Below are 20,069 nucleotides of genomic sequence, written 5' to 3'. Positions count from 1 at the left end.
GGCCCGCCACCCTACTATGCCTTGCCAAGTGTTAAATATACCACGGCCTGTCGGCGAGGAGCAGCGCATATGGCCGGGGACGGGCATGCGCCTCTTGTGCGGACCGGCCGGTTGTGGTTCAACCCCATGACCCGCCGCGCGCGCCGTGCCCGGCTTTTTCACCCTGCCAGGGAATCCCGCTTCATGCGCATGTCCGCCCTTCGCCTCGCCCTCGCCACCGCCGCCTTCGCCGTGTCCCTGCCCGCCCTCGCCGAGGACAAGGTGGTCGCCGAGGTCAACGGCACCAAGCTCCACGCCTCGGCGCTGACCGCCTACCAGCGCTCGCTGCCGCCGCAGATGGGGATGAACGCTCCCTACGGCGCGCTGCTGGACATGGTGGTCAACAACCACCTGCTGGCCGAGCAGGCGAAGAAGGACGGCGTCGCCAACGACCCCGAAGTCAAGATGGCCCTGAAGCAGTTCGAGCAGCAGCTGATGGCCAAGGCGTGGATGAGCCAGAAGCTGAAGGCGGCGGTCACCGAGGACGTGGTCAAGCGCGCCTACGACAAGTTCCTGGGCGAGTTCAAGCCGGTCGAGGAGGTGCGCGCCAGCCACGTCCTGGCCCAGACCGAGGACGAGGCCAAGGCGGTGATCGCCGAGCTGAAGAAGGGCGCCGACTTCGCCGAGACCGCCAAGGCCAGGTCCAAGGACCCCTCGGCCCGGCAGAACGGCGGCGATCTCGGCTATTTCACCGCCGACGAGATGGTCAAGGAATTCTCGGACGCCGCCTTCGCCATGAAGCCGGGCGAGCTGGCCGCCGCCCCGGTCAAGAGCCAGTTCGGCTTCCACGTCATCAAGGTCGAGGACCGCCGCATGGCCTCGCCGCCGACCCTCGAGCAGGCCCGCCCGGTGATCCGCGAGCAGCTGGCCCAGGAGGCCGCCCAGAAGCTGGTCGCCGACATCCGCGAGAAGGCCAAGGTCAAGCTCTACGACCCCGAAGGCAAGCCGATGGAAGCCACCAAGGGAAAGCCCTAATCACCGGACCAGGACGACCATGACCGCCATCTCCCCCCTCGCCCCCACCGCCTTTCCCGATCTGCCGGTGATCGCCGGCGTGCGCCTGGCCAGCCATGCCTGCGGCGTGCGCTATGCCGGCCGCACCGACCTCTTGATGGTCGAGATGGACCCGGGGACGAGCGCGGCCGGTGTGTTCACCCGCTCCCTCACCGCCTCGGCGCCGGTGGAGTGGTGCCGCGCCGCAGTGGCCAAGGGCAGGGCCCGCGCCCTGGTGGTCAATTCCGGCAACGCCAACGCCTTCACCGGCTCGGTGGGGGTGGCCTCGGTGCGGCGCACGGTGGACTCCACCGCCGCCCTGGTCGGCTGCAAGGAGTCCGAGGTCTACATCGCCTCGACCGGCACCATCGGCGTGCGCCTGCCCGACGAGAAGATCACCGCCGCCCTGGCCGAGGTGCGGGCCAAGCTGAAGCCCGAGGCCTGGGCCGAGGCGGCGCGCGCCATCATGACCACCGACACCTATCCCAAGGGGGCGACCCGCACCGCCACCATCGACGGCGTGACGGTGACCATCAACGGCATCGCCAAGGGTGCCGGCATGATCGCCCCCGACATGGCGACCATGCTGTCCTACGTCTTCACCGACGCCAACCTGCCGGCCGAGGTGCTGCAGGCCCTTCTGTCCAAGGGCGTCGACCGTTCGTTCAACTGCATCACCGTGGACAGCGACACCTCGACCTCGGACACGCTGATGCTGTTCGCCACCGGCAAGGCCGGCAACAGCCCGGTGACCGACGCCAAGGACAGGCGGCTGGCCGATTTCCGGGCCAAGCTGTTCGACCTGCTGCTGGATCTGGCCCTGCAGGTGGTGAAGGACGGCGAGGGCGCCTCGAAGTTCGTCACCATCCACGTCACCGGCGCCGCCGGCAAGCGGGCGGCCCGGCGCATCGGCATGGCCATCGCCAATTCGCCGCTGGTCAAGACCGCCATCGCCGGCGAGGACGCCAATTGGGGCCGGGTGGTGATGGCGGTGGGCAAGGCCGGCGAGCGGGCCGACCGCGACAGGCTCTGCATCCGCATGGGCGGCGTGCTGGTGGCCGACAAGGGCGAGATGGCCGCCGGCTACGACGAGGCGCCGGTGGCCGCGCACTTCAAGGGCAAGGACATCGTCATCGAGGTGGACGTCGGCATCGGCACCGGCAAGGCCACCGTCTACACCTGCGACCTCACCCACGCCTATATCGACATCAACGGGTCGTACCGGACGTAGGAAGCGCCCGGATGCGACGTGTTATTTGCCCACAGATGAACACAGATAAACACAGATAAATAAGAAAATATCATCTGTGTTTATCTGTGTTCATCTGTGGGCGATTTAAATGCGCCTGACGAGGACCACGGCTTCCGGGCGGTGAGGATAGTCTGGAACGAACGGCCACTGCTGGTCGGGCGCGGAGAGGAAAGAAGGTATTTGCCCACAGGCTGTCGATGCGATAACGGACCATGGAAGATCGCGATCCACTGACCGGAGCCATCCTGAACGCCGCCTTCGAAGTGGCGAACACCCTGGGGCACGGGTTCCTGGAGAAGGTGTGTTCCAAAGCCTTGGACCGCGAACTGGCATTGCGTGACATCGCCGCTCGGCGTGAAGTGACATATGCGGTGAGTTACAAGGGGGAGCAGATCGCCTCTTACGTGGCGGATCTCGTCGTGGAAGACCGGGTGATCGTCGAACTGAAATGCGCCGACCGGCTGACGGATGCGCATATGAGTCAATGCCTGAACTACTTGCGCGCCAGCGGCCTGACGGTTGCCCTCTTGCTCAATTTCGGGCGTCCTCGTGTGGAATACCGCCGCGTGGCGCTATGATCTTCGACTCTTATCCTCTATGGGCGACAGAACCATGTCCGACGAAGACCAAGGCTGCTGGGCGGTGGGGACGGTCTGGAACCAGCGGCCGCTGCTGACCGCGCGGCTGCGGTTGCGGCCGTTCCATGACGGCGACATTCCGCGTCTGGTCGCCGTGCTCGACGACTGGGAGATGGTGCGCCACACCCCGCGCATCCCGCATCCCTATGGCGAGGACGACGCCCGCGCCTTCCTCGCCCTCGACGCCGAACGCCGCCGCACCCGGCGCGGTGCCGCGCTGGCGGTGGAGCGCGCCATCGACGGCATGCTGGTGGGGGCGGTCGGCTTCGTCCTCGACGATCGCGACATGCCCGAGGTGGGCTATTGGGTCAGCCGTGCCGACTGGGGCCAGGGCATCGCCGCCGAGGCGCTGCTGCGGCTGCTGCGCCATCTGTTCGCCGATCTGAAGGTCGAGCGGGTGTGGGCCTCGGCCCATCCCGACAACGCGCCCTCCTGCGCCGTCATGGCCAAGGCCGGCATGGTGCTGGACGGGCATCTCACCGTCGCCATGCCGGCGCGCGGCGAAAGCGTCTATGCGCCCCGCTATGCGGTGACCCGCGAGGAGTGGAACCGCCGCCACGCCACCCGGCCGATGGTGGTGGTGGCGGCGGCGGCGCTGATCGACGCCGACGGCCGCGTGCTGCTGGCCAGCCGCCCCAGCGGCAAGACCATGGCCGGGCTGTGGGAGTTCCCCGGCGGCAAGGTCCGTCCGGGCGAGACCCCCGAGGCGGCGCTGGTGCGCGAACTGGCCGAGGAACTGGGCATCGACGTGGGCGAAAGCTGCCTGGCGCCGCTGGCCTTCGCCTCGCACGACTATGACGGCTTCCATCTGCTCATGCCGCTCTATGCCATCCGCCAGTGGAAGGGCAATCCGCACCCGCGCGAGGGCCAGGAGTTGAAGTGGGTGCGCGCCGCCGATCTCGGCGCCCTGCCCATGCCGCCGGCCGACATCCCGCTGGTCCCCCTGCTGCGCCAGTGGATATAATCGGCGGCAAGCGGCCCTGCCGTCACCCCGGGACCGAACGACATACCCTGTCGGTCCCCCCTGTCGGCACTGCCGCCTCCATCCCCATCTGCCTCTGGGATGCGAAGAGGGAGACCGCCGCGGTGCCGCTGAACCACAAGGAAAAGGAAGCGCTGAGGTTCCTGGGGGTGCACCTGGTCTACGGGCTGGCCGCGGGCCTGACCTTCGGTCTGGCGGTGCTCTACACCAATCTCGGCAACCTGCGCACCCTGGCGCTGGACTCGGCCCAGCCGGTGCTGGTCCTGGTGCTGTTCTTCTTCGGCCTGTTCGTCACCTTCGGCAGCATCGGCATGGGCGTGGGCGTGATGAGCCTGGCCAAGGACGACGAGCGGGAACGGGACTGGGATTGAAATTTTCCCGGCAGGCTTTTCCCCCCACCCGGCAGGAATTTCCCGCCCGCCCGCGCCGTCCATTCCGCAACCACAAACATATGCGTTGAAAAACAACGATTTTTTCCGTGCCGCAAGTCTGGCACGCCCCCTGCAGTGGTGAGGACGCCAAACTTCCTTGCGGGGATCAGGACCATGACCGTTCAATCCATCATCAAGCGCGCAGCGCTCGAACAGGCCAACAGCGTGACCGCGGCGACCAAGCCGTCCGTCGCCGCCGCCAGCGCCGCCGACCAGTTCGCGGCCCTGCTTGGCAGCAACGCCGCGCGCTTCGGCATGGATGCCGCCCCGTCGGCCGAGAAGGCGCTGCAGAAGGCGTTCGACCGCCCCGCCGAGAAGGTGCGCGAGCCGAAGGCGCCGGAAAAGGCCGAGCGGCCGCAGCCCAAGCACGACGACCGCGGTCCCCGCCGCACCGAGGCCAAGCAGACCGAGCGGGCCGAGAAGCCCGCCCCGGCCGAGGAGACCGCCAAGCCCCAGGCCGCCGAGGCCGAGGCTCCGGCCGACGAGGCGCCCAAGGCCGCCGACCAGTCCGACACCCAGCAGGCCACCGACGAGAGCGGCCAGCAGACCACCGGGCAGGACCAGTCCAAGACCTCCGACGACACCATGGCCCAGGCCAACGCCGCCGTGATCCAGGCCCCGACCGAGCAGGTCGAGGAGCTGCTGGTGGCCACCGTCGAGGTGGTGACCGACGAGGGCGAGGCCACCGACGAGCAGGCCAACGCCAAGGCGGCGCAGCAGACCGCCCAGGCCGCCGCCCAGGACGACCAGGCCGGCGATGCCGAGCAGGCCGCCGCCGATGACCAGCTGCTCGCCTTCGACACCGCCGCCGCCGCCAAGTCCGCCGCCAAGGCCGACACCCACGGCCGGGCCGAGGTGGCCGACGACCTGGCCCAGGCCCAGGCCGACGACCTGGCCGAGCAGCTGGCCGACACCGGCGCCCAGATCAGCGTCCAGGTCAAGGTCGCCAAGCCGGCCGAGACCCAGACCGCCACCACCGACACCGCCGCCGCCGCCCTGCTGGCTCAGGACGTGGCCGCCACCGAGGTGCCGCTGCCCGGCCAGGCGCCCGGCAACGGCAACACCGGCAACCAGAACCAGGCCGCCGGCGCCCAGACCCAGGCCCAGGCCGCCGAGGCCGCCCAGGCCGCGCCGGACCGCGCCGTCGAGACCCGCCCCTTCGCCGCCACCCTGGTGGCCCAGATGGAGGCCAGCCAGCCGGCCCAGAGCAATGCCGGCCAGTCCGGCCAGACCCAGGCGGTGGCCGGCCTGAACGGCGCCTCGGGCACGCAGGCCGCCAGCAAGGCCGCCGCCGCCCAGGCCGCCCAGGCGCCGCACCGGCCGCAGACCGCGCAGGAGCAGCAGGCGGTGCTGGACCAGGTCAAGGTGCAGATCGCCAAGCAGGCGCAGAACGGCCACGACGTCATCAAGGTGCAGCTGAAGCCGGCCGATCTGGGCAGCATCGAGGTCAAGCTCGACATTGCCCAGGACGGCCGCGTCACCGGCACCGTCACCGCCGACAACAAGGACACCCTGGCACTGCTGCAGAAGGACTCGCGCAGCCTGGAAAAGGCGCTGTCCGAGGCCGGCTTCAAGACCGAATCGGGCTCGCTGTCCTTCAGCTTGCGCGAGGGCAACCAGCAGCAGAACGCCCAGGACGGCCAGGGCCAGGGACGCACCCGGCGCTCGCGCCTGGCCGCCGCCGGCGCCGCCACCGGGACCGACCTCACCGCCCAGACGCAGGCCCAGGCCCGCACCGGCGGCCGTCGCTCCGGCGTCGATATCCAGGTCTAGGGGAGGCTTCCATGTCCATCACCACCGAAGCCCTGGGCGCCGCAGACGCCACAACCACCTCGAAGTCGGCCGCCGGCACCAAGTCGCTGGCCCAGAACTTCGACACCTTCCTGACCATGCTGACGGTGCAGCTGAAGAACCAGGACCCGCTGAGCCCCATGGACTCCACCGAGTTCACCAATCAGCTGGTCCAGTTCGCCTCGGTCGAGCAGCAGATCAACGCCAATGCCAACCTGGAAAAGCTGATCGCCTCGCAGAGCATCAACACCCAGTCGCAGCTCATCAACTACATCGGCAACAGCATCGAGGCCGACACCATGAGCGTGCCGCTGCAGGACGGCAAGGCGGCGTTCAGCGTCACCCTCGCCGACGAGGCCACCTCGGCCAACGCGGTGATCCAGGACTCGGGCGGCAAGATCGTCGCCACCCTGCCGCTGAAGGCCACCACCGACCGCCAGGAAGTGTCGTGGGACGGCAAGGACAGCGACGGCAACCAGTTGGACGACGGCGCCTACAAGGTGGCGATCTCCGCCATCGACGGCACCGGCAAGACCGTCGCCGCCGGCGTGACCGCCTACGGCAAGGTCACCGACGTGGCGTCGGGCAAGGATTCCAGCAGCAGCCTGCTGGGCATGAACGGTGTGGTGGTCGGCATCGACAAGGTGCTGACCGTTCGCGATACGGCATCCGTCAACTGACGGCCGGAGAGAATAGGAGGATACCATGAGTCTTTACGGCGCCTTGTTCTCCGGTGTGTCGGGCCTTGCGGCGCAGTCGTCCGCAATGGGTGCGATCTCGGACAACATCACCAACGTCAACACGGTCGGCTACAAGGGGACCAAGGTCAATTTCCAGACCCTGGTGACCAAGCAGACCTCGGGCACCCAGTACGCGCCGGGCGGCGTGCAGTCCAAGGTGCGGCACGGCATCGACGTGCAGGGCCTGCTGCAATCCTCGAGCTCGTCCACCGACGTCGCCCTGTCGGGGTCCGGGTTCTTCGTGGTCAACCAGACTGCCGATCCCTACACCGACGGCAATTCCATGTTCGCCTATACCCGCGCCGGCTCGTTCAAGGTCGACCGCGAGGGCTATCTGCAGAACGTGTCGGGCTGGTACATGCAGGGCTGGCCCCTGATGCCCACCGACAACACCCCGCAGGCGGTGGAAGTCACCGGCTCGGACGGCCGCACCTACATGAAGGCCTACAAGCACCCGACCTCGGGCCAGACCCAGTACATCAACGACAACATCATCAATCCCGAACATCTCAAGGCGATGAACCTGAACGAGATGGCGGGCACCGCCACCAAGACCCGCAACATCCGCCTGGGCGCCAACCTGCCGGCCGATGCCGAGATCAACGACGAGTTCAAGACCAACGTCCTGATCTACGACACCCTGGGCGGCACCCACAACACGCAGTATTCCTGGGCCAAGACCAATTCCAACGTCTGGGACCTGCAGAGCCGCGCCGACTCGTTCGGGGTGACCAATACGTCGCTGACCGCCAATGCCGCCGACACCGCCGCCGACTTCACCATCGAGGGCGCCCTTGCCGGCGGCAGCACCACCGTGCTGACCAACGGCGGCACCACCGGCTGCGCCTTCAGCGCCACCGCCGGGACCATCACCTTCGCCACCGCCGCCGATTCCGCCTCGTTGCCGGTGGGCACGGTGTTCACCATCTCGGGCGCCGAGGATACCGCCAACAACGGCACCTACTACGTCACCGGCAGCGCCGCCGGCGTGGTCACCGTCAGCAACACCAAGTACTTCGCCGAGCGCGGCATTCCCGCTCCCGAGGGTTCGGCGGTGGCGGTGGTCTATGACGACTCCGACGCGGTTTATGCCGCCCAGGGCCGCCTGGACTTCACCGCCGCCTCCACCAGCGACATCACCGCCATGAACGGGTCCCAGATCACGGTGACCATCAACGGCGTCGATACCGTGTTCGAGTTCTCCACCGACGGCGTCATCACCGGCGACGTGGAAGTGGACATCAGCTCGGCCTCGGACGGCTCCGACGTCGCCACCGCCCTGGCCAACGCCATGCGCAATCCGCGCAATTACATCGCCGCCCTGGGCGGCACCGGTGCCCTGACCGCCGGCGAGACCTTGCCCACCGTCAAGGCCAACGGCTCCACCGTCGAGATCGCCCAGCGGGTCAACGCCGAGGCCATGCAGATCGACTGCTCGGACACCAATCTCGGCACCTACTGCCTGCAGAACCAGGCCCGCAGCCTGTCGGCCACCGGCAGCCAGCTGGTGGACACGGTGACCGGCATCTTCGACATCCCGGCCATCACCCAGACCGGCAACGGCGTCACCTTCAACGGCGACGGCACCCCCGACGACTTCAACCTGTCCAAGGTCGCCGTCACCTGGTCCAACGGGTCGCAGAACATGACCCAGGTCAACGCCGACATCGACGAGCGCATGGATCTGTTCCTCGGCAACACCGACATCGCCGACGGCCTGACCCAGCTGTCGGGCAGCTACCAGCTGTCCTACATCAGCCAGGACGGCGCCCAGTTCGGCAATTTCGCCGGCGTCTCCATCGGGTCCGACGGCGTCGTCACCGCTTTGTTCGACAACGGCGTCACCCGCCCGGTCTTCCAGATCCCGGTGGCCACCTTCATCAACGCCAACGGCATGGAAAGCCTGACCGGCAACGTGTTCATCTCGACCGACTATTCGGGCGAGGCGACGTTGCGCGAAGCGGGCGAGGCGGGGGCCGGCGAAGTCGCCGCCGGCTCGCTGGAATCCTCCACCGTCGACATCGGCGAGGAGTTCACCACCATGATCGTCACCCAGCGCGCCTATTCGGCGGCGGCCAAGATCATCACCTCGGCCGACGAGATGCTGAGCGAACTGGTCAACATCAAGCGCTAGACCCGCACCTTCCGCCGACACCCCCGGGGTCCGCCGCCCCGGGGGTTTTTCGTCGCTGCGGCACTTTCCATACCTTCACAGCTAGGTGGCCTTCAGCACCCGCCCGGCGACGGCGTCCAGCTTTGCGACCAGGGCCGGGTCGCGGGTGCCGGGATGGGTGATGATGGCGTGTTCCAGCGCGGTGTGGCAGCCCTTGGCGCAGGGCGTGGTGCGGCCGCCGATGCGCGGCACGATGGCCTTGACCAGGGCGCGGGCGCGGTCGGCATTGGCGAGCAGGACCTTGACCACCTGCTCGACGGTGACCGCGTCGTGGTCGGGGTGCCAGCAATCATAGTCGGTGACCATGGCGACGGTGGCGTAGCACATCTCGGCCTCGCGGGCGAGCTTGGCCTCGGGCATGTTGGTCATGCCGATGACGTCGCAGCCCCACTGGCGATACAGGTTGCTTTCCGCCTGGGTCGAGAATTGCGGCCCCTCCATCACCAGATAGGTGCCGCCGCGCACCGCGACGATGCCGGCCTCGGCCGCCGCCGCCTCGATGGCATCCCCTAGGCGCCCGCACACCGGATGGGCCATGGAGACATGGGCCACCAGGCCGCTCTCGAAGAACGACTTGGTGCGGGCGAAGGTGCGGTCGATGAACTGGTCGACGATGACGAAGGTGCCGGGCGGCAATTCCTCCTTCAGCGACCCCACCGCCGAGACCGAGACGATCTCGGTCACCCCGGCCCGCTTCAGGGCGTCGACGTTGGCGCGGAAATTCAGCTCCGACGGCGGCACGCGGTGGCCGCGGCCGTGGCGCGGCAGGAACACCAGCTTCTGGCCGTCCAACTCGCCGAACAGCAGCTCGTCCGAGGGTGCGCCGAACGGCGAATCGACCTTGCGCCACTGGGTGTTGGTCAGGCCGTCGATGTCGTAGACGCCGGAACCGCCGATGATGCCGAGCACGGGTTGGGTCATGGGTGCGCCCCTGTTGGAATGGACCTGCGCCCCGTGCTCTAAAACAAAAAGGCCGCCGTCGCAAGGACGGCGGCCCATTCGGCTGCGCTCAGGCCAGGATCAGTGGATGTTCTTCCAGATCTGGCGCTTCAGCGCGTACAGCATGGCGGTGAAGACCAGCAGGAAGATCATCACCTTGAGGCCCATGGACTTGCGCTCGTCCAGCTCGGGCTCGGCGGCCCAGTTGAGGAACGCGGTGATGTCCTTGGCCATCTGCTCCGGCGTCGCCTTGGTGCCGTCGGCGTAGGTGACCAGGTCCTCCATCAGCTGCGGCGGCATGCTGATGGCGTTACCGGGGAAATAGGTGTTGAAGTACTTGCCCTCGGGGATGGGATGGTCGGCGGGAGGATTCTCCACGAAGCCCAGCATCAGCGAGTAGACGTAGTTGGGGCCGCCCACACGGGCCTTGGCCATCAGCGACAGATCCGGCGGCGCGGCGCCGCCATTGGCCGAGGCGGCCGCCTTCTCGTTGGGGAAGGGATCGATGTACTTGTCGCTGGGACGGCCCGGGCGCGGGCTGACCATGCCTTCGTCGTTGGGAGCGTCGGGCAGCTCGCGCTCGGCCGCCACGGTCTTGATCTCCTCCTGGTCGAGGCCGACCGCGGCGAGATTGCGGTAGGCGACCAGGCGCAGGCCGTGGCAGTTGGAGCAGACCTGGTGGAACACCTCGAAGCCGCGCTTCAGCTCGCCCTTGTCGTAGCGGCCGAATACGCCTTCCCAGCTGAAGCCGGGCTTCATCAGGGGCTCGCCACCGCCCGAGGCTTGGGCGGTGCCGCCGACGGCGGTCAGGCCGGCGGCGACGATCGCGGACAGAACCAGCTTACGCATGCGCCTTCTCCTTCAGCACGGGGGCCGAGATGCTGGCGGGCAGCGGCTTCGGCTTCTCGATCCTTCCAAGCACCGGCATCAGCACCAGGAAGTGGAAGAAGTAGTACGCGGTGGCGATCTGGCCGACGGTGATCAGGATGCCCTCGGCCGGCTTGCCGCCGACATAGCCCAGGATCAGGCAGTCGATGAGGAACAGCCAGAAGAACTGCCGGTACAGCGGCCGGAAGCGGGCCGACCGCACCTTGGAGGTGTCCAGCCACGGCAGCGCGAACAGGATCAGGATGGCGCCGAACATGGCGACCACGCCCTGCAGCTTGGCCGAGATGATCCAGATGTCGGTGGTGAAGGCGCGCAGGATCGCATAGAACGGCAGGTAATACCATTCCGGCACGATGTGCGGCGGGGTCACCATCGGGTTGGCCGGGATGTAGTTGTCCGGCTCGCCGAAGAAGTTGGGCGCCCAGAACACGAAGGCCAGGTAGAACATCAGGAACACCCCGATGCCGAACAGGTCCTTGATCGTGTAGTAGGGATGGAAGGGGATGGCATCGGCCGGGGTCTTGATCTCGACGCCCAGCGGATTGTTCGACTTCACCGTGTGCAGCGCCCAGACGTGCAGCACCACCAGGCCGAAGATGACGAACGGCAGCAGGTAGTGCAGCGAGAAGAAGCGGCTCAGGGTCGGGTTGTCGACCGAGAAGCCGCCCCACAGCCAGGTCACGATCGGCTCGCCGACGATGGGGAAGGCCGAGAACAGGTTGGTGATGACGGTGGCGCCCCAGAACGACATCTGGCCCCAGGGCAGCACGTAGCCGAGGAAGCCGGTGGCCATCATCGCCAGATAGATGACGATGCCGATCCACCACAGAACCTCGCGCGGGCTCTTGTACGAGCCGTAATAGAGGTTCCGGAAGATGTGGATGTAGACCAGGATGAAGAACATCGAGGCGCCGTTCATGTGCAGGTAGCGGATCAGCCACCCGTAATTGACGTCGCGCATGATGCGTTCGACCGAGTCGAAGGCCATCGAGGTGTGCGAGGCATAGTTCATCACCAGCACGACGCCGGTGAGGATCATGATCACCAGCACGAACCCGGCCAGCGAACCGAAGTTCCACCAGTAGTTCAGGTTCCTCGGCGTCGGGTAGTCGATGGCCGAATGCTGCATCATCGAGAAGATGGGAAGCCGCTGGTCCAGCCAGCTCACCACCTTGTTGTTGGTCTGAAAACCGCTCATGGCCAATCCTTACCCGATGCGGATGGTGGTGTCGGAAGTGAACTTGTAGTCCGGAACCGGCAGGTTCAGCGGCGCCGGACCCTTGCGGATGCGGCCCGAGGTGTCGTAGTGCGAGCCGTGGCAGGGGCAGAACCAGCCGCCGAAATCACCGCGCGGATCGGCCGACTTCTGGCCCAGCGGGACGCAGCCCAGGTGGGTGCAGACGCCGATCACGATCAGCCATTCCGCCTTCTGCACGCGGCTGGCGTCGGTCTGCTTGTCGCGCAGGTCGGACGCGCCGTCTTCCTTCTGCGCGGTGGCGATTTCCTCGGGGGTGCGGTGGCGCACGAACACCGGCTTGCCGCGCCAGACCACCGTGATCGCCTGGCCCGGCTGGATGGCCGAGATATCGACGTCGGTGGTGGACAGCGCCAGGGTGTCGGCGGCCGGGTTCATGCTGTGCACGAAGGGCCACAGCGCCAAGCCGGTGCCGGCGACGCCGACCGCGGTGGTGGCGTAGAGCAGGAAGTCCCGCCGGGTCTCGCCGTCCGCCGACGGCTGGGCATGCGTTGCCGAATCAGCCATGGAATTAACCTCTTGTTGGCCCGCAGAAGCGGCCCTATTAACCACATTGGAAGGCCTGATTCAACAGGCGAGTCAGGTCATTTAAGCAAATACTAATTCAGGCGGCTCCGATTTCGTGGGCCGGAACCTACCCGAAAGGGGCGTTTTGTTCGACGGATGAACAGCTTGCTTCGCCTGGCCCTGTTCCAGCCCGACATTCCGCAGAACGCCGGGGCGCTGCTGCGCCTTGCCGCCTGCCTGGATCTTGCCCTCGACGTCATCGAGCCGTGCGGCTTCCTGTGGGACGACAAGCGCATGCGCCGGGCCGGCATGGATTACCTCGACCATGTGGCGGTGGCACGGCATTCCTCGTTCGCCGCCTTCCGCGCCGCCCGCGCCGGGTCCCGGCTGGTGCTGCTGACCACCGGCGGCGACCATCGCCTCGACCGCTTTTCCTTCGCCGCCGGCGATGTCATCATGGTGGGGCGCGAGAGCGCGGGCGTGCCCGACGCGGTGGCGGCGGCGGCCGATTGCCGGCTGCTGATCCCGATGGCGCCGGGCCTGCGCTCGCTCAACGTGGCGCTGGCGGCGACCCTGGCGGTGGGGGCGGCGCTGGCGCAGCTGGACGGCTATCCGCGTGGAGAGCAGCCATGACCGACATGTTCGACGCCGAACGGGCCCAGGCCTACGACCGCCGCATCCGCGATGCCATCCCCGGCTACGAGGCGCTGCACCAGCTGGCCTGCATGGTGCTGGCGGAAACCTCGGGCGGGCAAGGCCGGGTGCTGGTGGCGGGGGCCGGGACCGGATCGGAATGCGTCGCCCTGGCCCAGGCCTGCCCCGGCTTGCACGTGGTCGGTGTCGATCCGGCCGAGGACATGCTGGCCCATGCCGAGCGCAAGGTGGCCGAGCACGGCCTGGTCGAGCGGGTCCGCCTCTACCCCTCGCAGGTCTCGGAGCTGCCGGTGTTCGAGCCGTTCGACGCCGCCACCCTGCTGCTGGTGCTGCACTTCCTGCCCGACGACGGCGCCAAGCAGGCGCTGCTGGAGGACGTGGCGAAACACCTCAAGCCGGGGGCGCCGCTGGTGCTGGCCGATCTGTTCGGCCCCGGCTGGGACGATCCCTGGCAGGCCGAGCTCAGGACCTTCTGGCAGCATTTGCAGCGCGCCGCCGGCATCGCCGAGGACGACATCGGCAAGGGCCTCGGCCATGTCGATCGCGACATCCATCCGGTGACCGAGGCGCGCCTGGCCGAGCTGCTGGCCGCTGCCGGCTTCGGCCCGCCGCGTCAATTCTTCCGGGCGCTGTGCTTCGGCGGCTGGGTGGCGCGGCGGGCTTGACGCCCCCTCTCCCGCAGGCGGGACCTTTGCGAAACCCTCCCCACTGGTGGGGGAGGGAGCCCAAAAAGGCAATTTCGCAAAGCTCCCGCAGGCGGGCGAGGGTATTCTGTCTGCGGCGGCGGAAGGGGAGTCCGTTACACCCGCAACCGATCCGCCATCTTCCCGTACCCCTCCAGCTTGCCCAGCGGGCCGATGGCGGCGATGGTCGGGGTGGTGGCGAACAGGCGTCTGGCCAGGCGGGCGATGTCGGCGGCCTCGATGGCCTCGATCTTCGCCACCACTTCCGCGGTCGGCACCGGTCGGCCGTAGATCAGAATCTGGCGGGCCACCTGCTCGCAGCGCGAGCTGGTGCTTTCCAGACTCATCAGGATCGAGGCCTTGAGCTGGGCGCGGGCGCGCAGCACCTCTTCCTCGGAGACGCCGCCGGCGACCTTGACCACCTCGTCGCACATCACCGGCACCAGCTCCTCGACCTCGTCCTCGCCGGTGCCGGCATAGATGCCGAACAGCCCGCCGTCGCCGTAGGACGAGGTGAAGGAATAGATGGAATAGACCAGGCCGCGCTTCTCGCGCACCTCCTGGAACAGGCGGCTGGACATGCCGCCGCCCAGCAGCGTGGACAGCACCGAGGCGGCGTAGTAGTCGGGATCGGCGAAGGAGACGCCGTCGAAGCCGACCACCAGGTTGACCTGCTCGATGTCGCGCTCCTCGCGGTAATCGCCGCCCACATAGCGGGCGGGGTGGAAGCTCCCGGCCTCGCCCGCCGCCAGGCCGGCGAAGGCCCGGCCGGCCTCCTCGACCAGGGCGTCGTGATCGACGTTGCCCGAGGCCGCCAGCACCATGCGCGGCGCCGCGTAATGGGCGCGCATGTAATCCAGGATGGTGGCGCGGCCCATGCCGCGCACCAGCTCCTCGGTGCCCAGCACCGGCCGGCCCAGCGGCTGGTCGGGGAAGGCGGCGGCCTGGAAATGGTCGAAGATGATGTCGTCGGGGGTGTCGAAGGCCTGGTTGATCTCCTGCACCACCACCGCCTGCTCGCGCGCCAGTTCCTCGGCATCGAGAAGGGAGTGCTGCAGGATGTCGGCGACGATGTCCAGCGCCAGGCCGGTATCGGCCTTCAGCACCTTGGCGTAATAGGCGGTGTGGTCGCGCGCCGTGTAGGCGTTGAGGTGGCCGCCGACGGCGTCCATCTCTTCGGCGATGGCGCGGGCCGAGCGCCGCTCGGTGCCCTTGAACGCCATGTGCTCGAGCAGGTGCGAGATGCCGTTGACGGCTTCCGGCTCGTGGCGGGTGCCGGCATCGACCCACACCCCCAGCGAGGCGCTTTCCACCGCGCTCATGGGATCGGTGACGATGCGCAGGCCGGAGGGAAGTCGGGTCTCCCGGATGCTCATGGGCGTTGCCCGCGGCCGGCGAAGGCGCGCACGTAGTCGCGCACCGCGCCGACGTCGTTGGCGATGACGTCGAGGCGCTCGGGCCGCTGGAACAGATCGGCGAGATGGGGCGGCAGGTCCGGCCGCCGCCCGGTGGCCCGCTCCACCGCGTCGGGGAACTTGGCCGGGTGGGCGGTGGCCAGCGCCACCAGCGGCGCCAGGGACGGCGCCGCCTTCAGCCCGGCGCCGATTCCGATGGCGGAATGGGGGTCGAGCACCTCGCCGGTGCCGGTCCACAGCGTGCGCATCAGCGCCAGCGTCGCCTCGTCGTCGAAGCGGTGGCCCTGGAACAGCTCGCGCATGGCGGCCCAGGCGCCCTGGGGCAGGGCGGCGCGGCCCGAGGCGCGGAACTCGTCCTGCAGCCGCTCCACCGCCGCGCCCTCGCGCCCCAGATACTCGAACAGCAGCCGCTCGAAATTGCTGGACACCTGGATGTCCATGCTGGGCGACAGGGTCGGCACCACCCCTTCCGCGCTCATCACCCCGCCCTCGAAGAAGCGGGTCAGGATGTCGTTGCGGTTGGAGCCCACCACCAGGCGATTGATGGGCAGGCCCATGCACCGCGCCACGTAGCCGGCGAAGACGTTGCCGAAATTGCCGGTGGGCACGGCGAAGTCCACGGCGACGTCGGGGGCGCCCAGGGCCACGGCGGCGGCGAAGTAATAGGCGACCTGGGCCATCACCCGGGCCCAGTTGATGGAATTGACCGCCGACAGGCCGATCTCGTCGCGGAAGGCATGGTCGTTGAACAGCCCCTTCACGATGTCCTGGCAGTCGTCGAAGGTGCCCTCGACGGCCAGGTTGCGGACGTTGGCGGACAGTACCGTGGTCATCTGGCGGCGCTGCACCTCGGAGGTGCGCCCCCGGGGATGCAGGATGACGATGTCCACGGCGGCGCGGTCGCGGCAGGCCTCGATGGCGGCCGAGCCGGTGTCGCCCGAGGTGGCGCCGACGATGGTCACCCGCCGCCCCTTCTTGGCCAGCACATGGTCGAACAGCCGCCCGACCAGCTGCAGGGCGTAGTCCTTGAAGGCCAGGGTCGGGCCGTGGAACAGCTCGCAGACCCACTGGTTGTGGCCGATCTGGCGCAAGGGCGCCACCGCCGGATGGGTGAAGCCCTTGTAGGAATCGGCGACCATGTCGGCCAATTCCTCCTCGGTCAGGCAGCCGGCGACGAACGGCGCCATCACCCGGGTGGCCAGCCGGTCATAGGGCAGGCCGCGCAGGGCCCGGATGTGGTCGGGGCTGAAGCGCGGCCAGCTCTCGGGCACGTAAAGGCCGCCGTCGCGGGCCAGCCCGGCCAGCAGCACGTCGTCGAAATCGAGGACCGGGGCGCGTCCCCGGGTGCTGACGTATTTCACCGTGTGGTCAACCTGAAACTATTCGAAAAGTGGGACACACTAGCCGGGCGGGGGCAGCTAGTCCAGATACCGCCTCTCCAGGTGGCGCTTGAACACGCCGGAATCCAGCGGGCGCCCCGTGGCGTGGATCAGCAGGTCGCGGGTGGAGAGCGACGAGCCCAGGCCGTGGACGTTGGTCTTCAGCCAGGCCAGCAGCGGCGCGAAGTCGCCCCGGCCGATGCCGGGCAGGATGGCCGGGTCGGCGCGGGTGGCGGCGTCGAACAGCTGGGCGGCGGTCATGGCGCCCAGGGTGTAGGTGGGGAAATAGCCCCACGACCCCCCGTACCAGTGGATGTCCTGCAGGCAGCCCAGGCGGTCGTCGGGCGGGGTGATGCCGAGCAGCCTGCGGTAGCCGTCGTTCCACGCCTCCGGCAGGTCTGCCAGGTCCAGGCTGCCTTCCACCAGCGCCTTCTCCAGCCGGTAGCGGATGATGACGTGGGCGGGATAGGTGACCTCGTCGGCATCGACGCGGATGAAGCCGCGCTCGACCCGGATGCCCAGGCGGTAGAGGTTCTCCGCTTCCCACTCCGGCCCGGCGCCGGCGAATGCCGCCCGCATCCTGGGCGCGGCGAAGGCCATGAACTGGCGCGAGCGGCAGGCCTGCATCTCGATCAGCAGGCTTTGGCTTTCATGCATCTGCATGCCGCGGGCCCGCGCCACCGGCTGGTGCCGCCAGCGCCCCACCGGCAGGCCGAAATCGTAGAGGGCGTGGCCGGTCTCGTGCAGCACCCCCATCAGCGCCGAGGTGAAATCGGCCTCGTCGTAGCGGGTGGTGATGCGCACGTCCTCGGGGTAGCCGCCACAGAAGGGATGGAAGCTGGTGTCCAGGCGGCCATGGGCGAAGTCGAAGCCCAGCGCCGCCATCAGCTCGGTGCCCAGCGTCTTCTGCTTTTCGGCCGGGAAGGGGCCGGCGGGCAGCCTGGGTTCCGGTCGCGCCGCCTGGGCGGCCAAGGCGCGCTCGATGAAGGCGGGCAGGAAGGTTTCCAGGTCGGCGAACACCGCGTCGATCTCGGCCGAGCGGCCGTCCGGCTCGTACTGGTCCAGCAGGGCGTCGTAGACCCCCACCCCCAGCGCCGCCGCCTTGGCCTGGCCGGCCTCGCGCACCAGCGCCAGCAGCGGCCGCAGGGTCGGCAGCACGGCGGCGTAGTCGGCGGCCGGGCGGGCCTGGCGCCACACCATCTCGCAGGCCGATTCGGCCCTGGCCAGGGCCTCGACCAGATCGGCCGGAACCGCCGCCGCATGCACCCAGTCGCGCCGCATCTCGCGCAGGTTGGCGCGCTGCCAGGGATCCGACACCGCCGCCTCGGCCTCGGCCAGCAGGTCCGGGATCTCGGGCGCGGCGATCAGCCCGTGGGCCATGGATTTCAGCAAGGCCAGCTGCTCGCCGCGGGATTCGGCGCCGCCGTCGGGCATCATGGTCGACATGTCCCAGTGCAGCACCGACAGGGCGTCGCCCAGGATGCTGGCCTTGCGGAATATCCCTTCCAGCCGGTCGCCGGCGGACTGTACAACCATGGCTCTGGCCCCATATTGCAGTGCACAAGGCGACGGCGTTGCCGTTGCGCCGGCCGTGACCATAGTGCAGGGGGCAGGCTGGAGGAAACCCGCTATCGGGATTATCGTGGTCCGCATGTCGCGCATTCGGAACGCTGTCCAAGCGGGAGGCCAGCCATGAACAGACCGACCTTCGCCGTGATCCTGTCGGGGTGCGGCGTCCATGACGGGTCCGAGATCCACGAGGCGGTGCTGGCCCTGCTGGCCATCGACCGCGCCGGCGCCGCGTATCAATGCTTCGCCCCCGATATCGCCCAGCACGACGTGGTCAACCACCTGACCGGCCAGCCCATGGCCGAAAGCCGCAACGCGCTGGTCGAATCGGCGCGCATCGCCAGGGGCAGGATCAAGCCGCTGGCGGCCCTCGATGCGGCCGGCTTCGACGGGCTGCTGCTGCCGGGCGGCTTCGGCGCCGCCAAGACCCTGAGCACCTTCGCCGCCGATGGTGGCGACTGCCGGGTCGAGCCCGAGGTGGAACGCGCCATCCGCGCCATGCATGCCGCCGGCAAGCCCATCGGCGCCCTGTGCATCGCCCCGGCGGTTCTGGCCAGGGTGCTGCCCGGCGCCGAGTTGACCATCGGCTCGGACGCCGGCACCGCCGCCGCCATCGAGCAGATGGGCGGCCGCCACCGCACCGCCGGCCACGGCGAGGTGGTGGTGGACCGTGCCGCCCGGGTGGCGACCTCGCCTTGCTACATGCTGGACGCCAGCATCGGCCAGATCGCCGAGGGCGCCGCCGCGGTGGTGGCGGCGATGATGGAGATGGCCGGCAAATAGGATTTGCCGCCACCGTGGCGGCGCACCACATGGCGGGGTGATCCCACCCGACAGGAGCCCCGCCATGGGCAGCAAGGCCAAGGACGACAAGGAGACGGCCCGCACCCGCGCCGACCCGCGCGAGCCCGGGCGCAAGGTGCCGGTCTACCAGAGCGAGCCGGCCGATGAGGACGCGGTGGACGTGGCCAGCGAGGATTCCTTCCCGGCCAGCGATCCGCCGTCCAACACCCCCATCAGCCATTCCGGCCCGCCCGATTGCGCCGTCGGCAAGAAACCGGCGCCTTGACCATCGCCCCGCCTCGATTCCCGGGTTATCCTGTGCCCCCAGGAGGGGGCCGATGGAACTGCTGCAGGAAACCCTGGACGCGCTCGACGTGGGCGTCATCCGCTTCGACGCCCAGCTGCGCCTGCTGACGTGGAACCGCCCCCTTGTCGAGATCATGGGCTTCCCGCCCGATCTGCTGCGCCCGGGCACGCCGTTCCTGGACTTCGTCGCCTTCAACATCGCCCGCGGCGAACACGGCGGCGGCGAGGCCAGGCTGATCGTCAGCCAGCGCCTGGCCAGCGTCGCCGACAGCTATTCGCGGCGCCGTCCCGACGGCACCCTGATCCGGGTGGTGGGCAAGCGCATGCCCGATGGCGGCATCCTGAAGATGTTCACCCGCGCCGCCGCCGCCGCCGAGGGACCGGCACCGGCGCTGACGGCACGCGAACGCGAGGCGCTGCTGTGGGCGGCGGAGGGCAAGACGGCGTGGGAAACCGCCACCATCCTGGGCATCTCGCCCAAGACGGTGGAGTTCCACCTGGCCAATTGCGGCCGCAAGCTCGGCACCGCCACCAAGTCCCAGACCATCCTGGCGGCAGCCCGCAAGGGCCTGCTGCCGCTGTAAGGTAGTGTGTCGACTCTGAAATCCGCAGAATGGTGCGAACTTCAGGGGGAAAGATAGGGTCTAGAGCG

20 protein-coding genes are annotated in these 20,069 nt (G+C 68.5%); 13 read left to right on the top strand and 7 right to left on the bottom strand.

What is annotated here, in order from left to right:
* The first annotated feature begins 189 nt into the window (after nucleotides 1-189).
* From MTBUT4_RS07745 to MTBUT4_RS07710, 8 genes are all read left to right on the top strand, one after another.
* Nucleotides 190-1,014, top strand: a complete 825-nt coding sequence (locus MTBUT4_RS07745) for a peptidylprolyl isomerase (RefSeq protein ID WP_254434783.1) — start codon at nucleotides 190-192, stop codon at nucleotides 1,012-1,014.
* Nucleotides 1,015-1,033: 19 nt separating this feature from the next.
* The gene (argJ, locus tag MTBUT4_RS07740) at nucleotides 1,034-2,263 is read left to right on the top strand and encodes a bifunctional glutamate N-acetyltransferase/amino-acid acetyltransferase ArgJ (RefSeq protein ID WP_173979099.1); all 1,230 of its coding nucleotides are present in this window, start codon (nucleotides 1,034-1,036) and stop codon (nucleotides 2,261-2,263) included.
* A 233-nt stretch (nucleotides 2,264-2,496) separates the two neighbouring features.
* Complete coding sequence (locus MTBUT4_RS07735) at nucleotides 2,497-2,862, top strand: GxxExxY protein (RefSeq protein ID WP_173979098.1); 366 nt, start codon at nucleotides 2,497-2,499, stop codon at nucleotides 2,860-2,862.
* A 34-nt stretch (nucleotides 2,863-2,896) separates the two neighbouring features.
* Nucleotides 2,897-3,886, top strand: a complete 990-nt coding sequence (locus MTBUT4_RS07730) for a bifunctional GNAT family N-acetyltransferase/(deoxy)nucleoside triphosphate pyrophosphohydrolase (protein ID WP_173979097.1) — start codon at nucleotides 2,897-2,899, stop codon at nucleotides 3,884-3,886.
* Nucleotides 3,887-4,008: 122 nt separating this feature from the next.
* Nucleotides 4,009-4,275, top strand: coding sequence for a hypothetical protein (locus MTBUT4_RS07725; protein WP_254434782.1), 267 nt, complete (start codon nucleotides 4,009-4,011; stop codon nucleotides 4,273-4,275).
* A 174-nt stretch (nucleotides 4,276-4,449) separates the two neighbouring features.
* Complete coding sequence (locus tag MTBUT4_RS07720) at nucleotides 4,450-6,108, top strand: flagellar hook-length control protein FliK (RefSeq protein WP_173979096.1); 1,659 nt, start codon at nucleotides 4,450-4,452, stop codon at nucleotides 6,106-6,108.
* Nucleotides 6,109-6,119: 11 nt separating this feature from the next.
* Entirely contained in the window at nucleotides 6,120-6,806 is a 687-nt protein-coding gene (locus tag MTBUT4_RS07715) for a flagellar hook assembly protein FlgD (protein WP_173979095.1), read from the top strand.
* A 25-nt stretch (nucleotides 6,807-6,831) separates the two neighbouring features.
* Complete coding sequence (locus MTBUT4_RS07710) at nucleotides 6,832-9,000, top strand: flagellar hook-basal body complex protein (RefSeq protein WP_173979094.1); 2,169 nt, start codon at nucleotides 6,832-6,834, stop codon at nucleotides 8,998-9,000.
* 81 nt (nucleotides 9,001-9,081) lie between these two features.
* Here the strand turns inward: MTBUT4_RS07710 and MTBUT4_RS07705 are convergent, their stop codons facing one another.
* The 4 genes from MTBUT4_RS07705 to petA all read right to left on the bottom strand — a co-directional run bounded on the left by MTBUT4_RS07705 (nucleotide 9,082) and on the right by petA (nucleotide 12,628).
* Nucleotides 9,082-9,960 (bottom strand): S-methyl-5'-thioadenosine phosphorylase, encoded by an 879-nt coding sequence (locus MTBUT4_RS07705; RefSeq protein WP_173979093.1) that lies wholly within the window; start codon nucleotides 9,958-9,960, stop codon nucleotides 9,082-9,084.
* A gap of 99 nt (nucleotides 9,961-10,059) precedes the next feature.
* Nucleotides 10,060-10,827, bottom strand: coding sequence for a cytochrome c1 (locus MTBUT4_RS07700; protein WP_173979092.1), 768 nt, complete (start codon nucleotides 10,825-10,827; stop codon nucleotides 10,060-10,062).
* A complete protein-coding gene (locus tag MTBUT4_RS07695; RefSeq protein ID WP_173979091.1) occupies nucleotides 10,820-12,064 on the bottom strand; it encodes a cytochrome b N-terminal domain-containing protein in 1,245 nt (414 codons plus the stop codon). Before MTBUT4_RS07695 ends, MTBUT4_RS07700 begins: the two co-directional genes overlap by 8 nt.
* 9 nt (nucleotides 12,065-12,073) lie before the next feature.
* The gene (petA, locus tag MTBUT4_RS07690; protein ID WP_173979090.1) at nucleotides 12,074-12,628 is read right to left on the bottom strand and encodes a ubiquinol-cytochrome c reductase iron-sulfur subunit; all 555 of its coding nucleotides are present in this window, start codon (nucleotides 12,626-12,628) and stop codon (nucleotides 12,074-12,076) included.
* A 156-nt stretch (nucleotides 12,629-12,784) separates the two neighbouring features.
* Here petA and MTBUT4_RS07685 point away from each other — a divergent pair, with 156 nt between their 5' ends.
* A complete protein-coding gene (locus tag MTBUT4_RS07685) occupies nucleotides 12,785-13,261 on the top strand; it encodes a tRNA (cytidine(34)-2'-O)-methyltransferase (protein ID WP_173979089.1) in 477 nt (158 codons plus the stop codon).
* On the top strand, nucleotides 13,258-13,947 hold the full coding sequence (locus MTBUT4_RS07680) for a bifunctional 2-polyprenyl-6-hydroxyphenol methylase/3-demethylubiquinol 3-O-methyltransferase UbiG (RefSeq protein WP_173979088.1): 690 nt from the start codon (nucleotides 13,258-13,260) through the stop codon (nucleotides 13,945-13,947). The genes MTBUT4_RS07685 and MTBUT4_RS07680 overlap by 4 nt, the downstream gene beginning before the upstream one ends.
* Before the next feature lie 134 nt (nucleotides 13,948-14,081).
* Here the strand turns inward: MTBUT4_RS07680 and MTBUT4_RS07675 are convergent, their stop codons facing one another.
* From MTBUT4_RS07675 to MTBUT4_RS07665, 3 genes are read right to left on the bottom strand one after another with little or no spacing between them, the layout of a single operon-like run.
* Nucleotides 14,082-15,341, bottom strand: coding sequence for a pitrilysin family protein (locus MTBUT4_RS07675; protein WP_173979087.1), 1,260 nt, complete (start codon nucleotides 15,339-15,341; stop codon nucleotides 14,082-14,084).
* A complete protein-coding gene (gene thrC / locus MTBUT4_RS07670; protein ID WP_173979086.1) occupies nucleotides 15,338-16,741 on the bottom strand; it encodes a threonine synthase in 1,404 nt (467 codons plus the stop codon). The genes MTBUT4_RS07675 and thrC overlap by 4 nt, the downstream gene beginning before the upstream one ends.
* A 57-nt stretch (nucleotides 16,742-16,798) precedes the next feature.
* Nucleotides 16,799-18,295: a carboxypeptidase M32 gene (locus tag MTBUT4_RS07665; protein ID WP_173979085.1), complete on the bottom strand. Its 1,497-nt coding sequence runs from the start codon at nucleotides 18,293-18,295 to the stop codon at nucleotides 16,799-16,801.
* A gap of 156 nt (nucleotides 18,296-18,451) precedes the next feature.
* On the opposite strand from MTBUT4_RS07665, the gene elbB reads away from it, so the two are divergent.
* From elbB to MTBUT4_RS19795, 3 genes are all read left to right on the top strand, one after another.
* Entirely contained in the window at nucleotides 18,452-19,111 is a 660-nt protein-coding gene (elbB, locus tag MTBUT4_RS07660; protein WP_173979084.1) for an isoprenoid biosynthesis glyoxalase ElbB, read from the top strand.
* Between the two features lie 64 nt (nucleotides 19,112-19,175).
* Nucleotides 19,176-19,397, top strand: coding sequence for a hypothetical protein (locus MTBUT4_RS07655; protein ID WP_173979082.1), 222 nt, complete (start codon nucleotides 19,176-19,178; stop codon nucleotides 19,395-19,397).
* Nucleotides 19,398-19,449: 52 nt separating this feature from the next.
* Nucleotides 19,450-20,001: a PAS-domain containing protein gene (locus MTBUT4_RS19795; protein ID WP_173979083.1), complete on the top strand. Its 552-nt coding sequence runs from the start codon at nucleotides 19,450-19,452 to the stop codon at nucleotides 19,999-20,001.
* Nucleotides 20,002-20,069: the final 68 nt, after the last annotated feature.

Origin of the sequence: Magnetospirillum sp. UT-4 (genome assembly GCF_902729435.1) — a bacterium.
Lineage (GTDB): Bacteria > Pseudomonadota > Alphaproteobacteria > Rhodospirillales > Magnetospirillaceae > Magnetospirillum.
The sequence above is the reverse complement of the archived record's forward strand: the minus strand, read 5'-3'. Positions and strand labels throughout refer to the sequence as shown.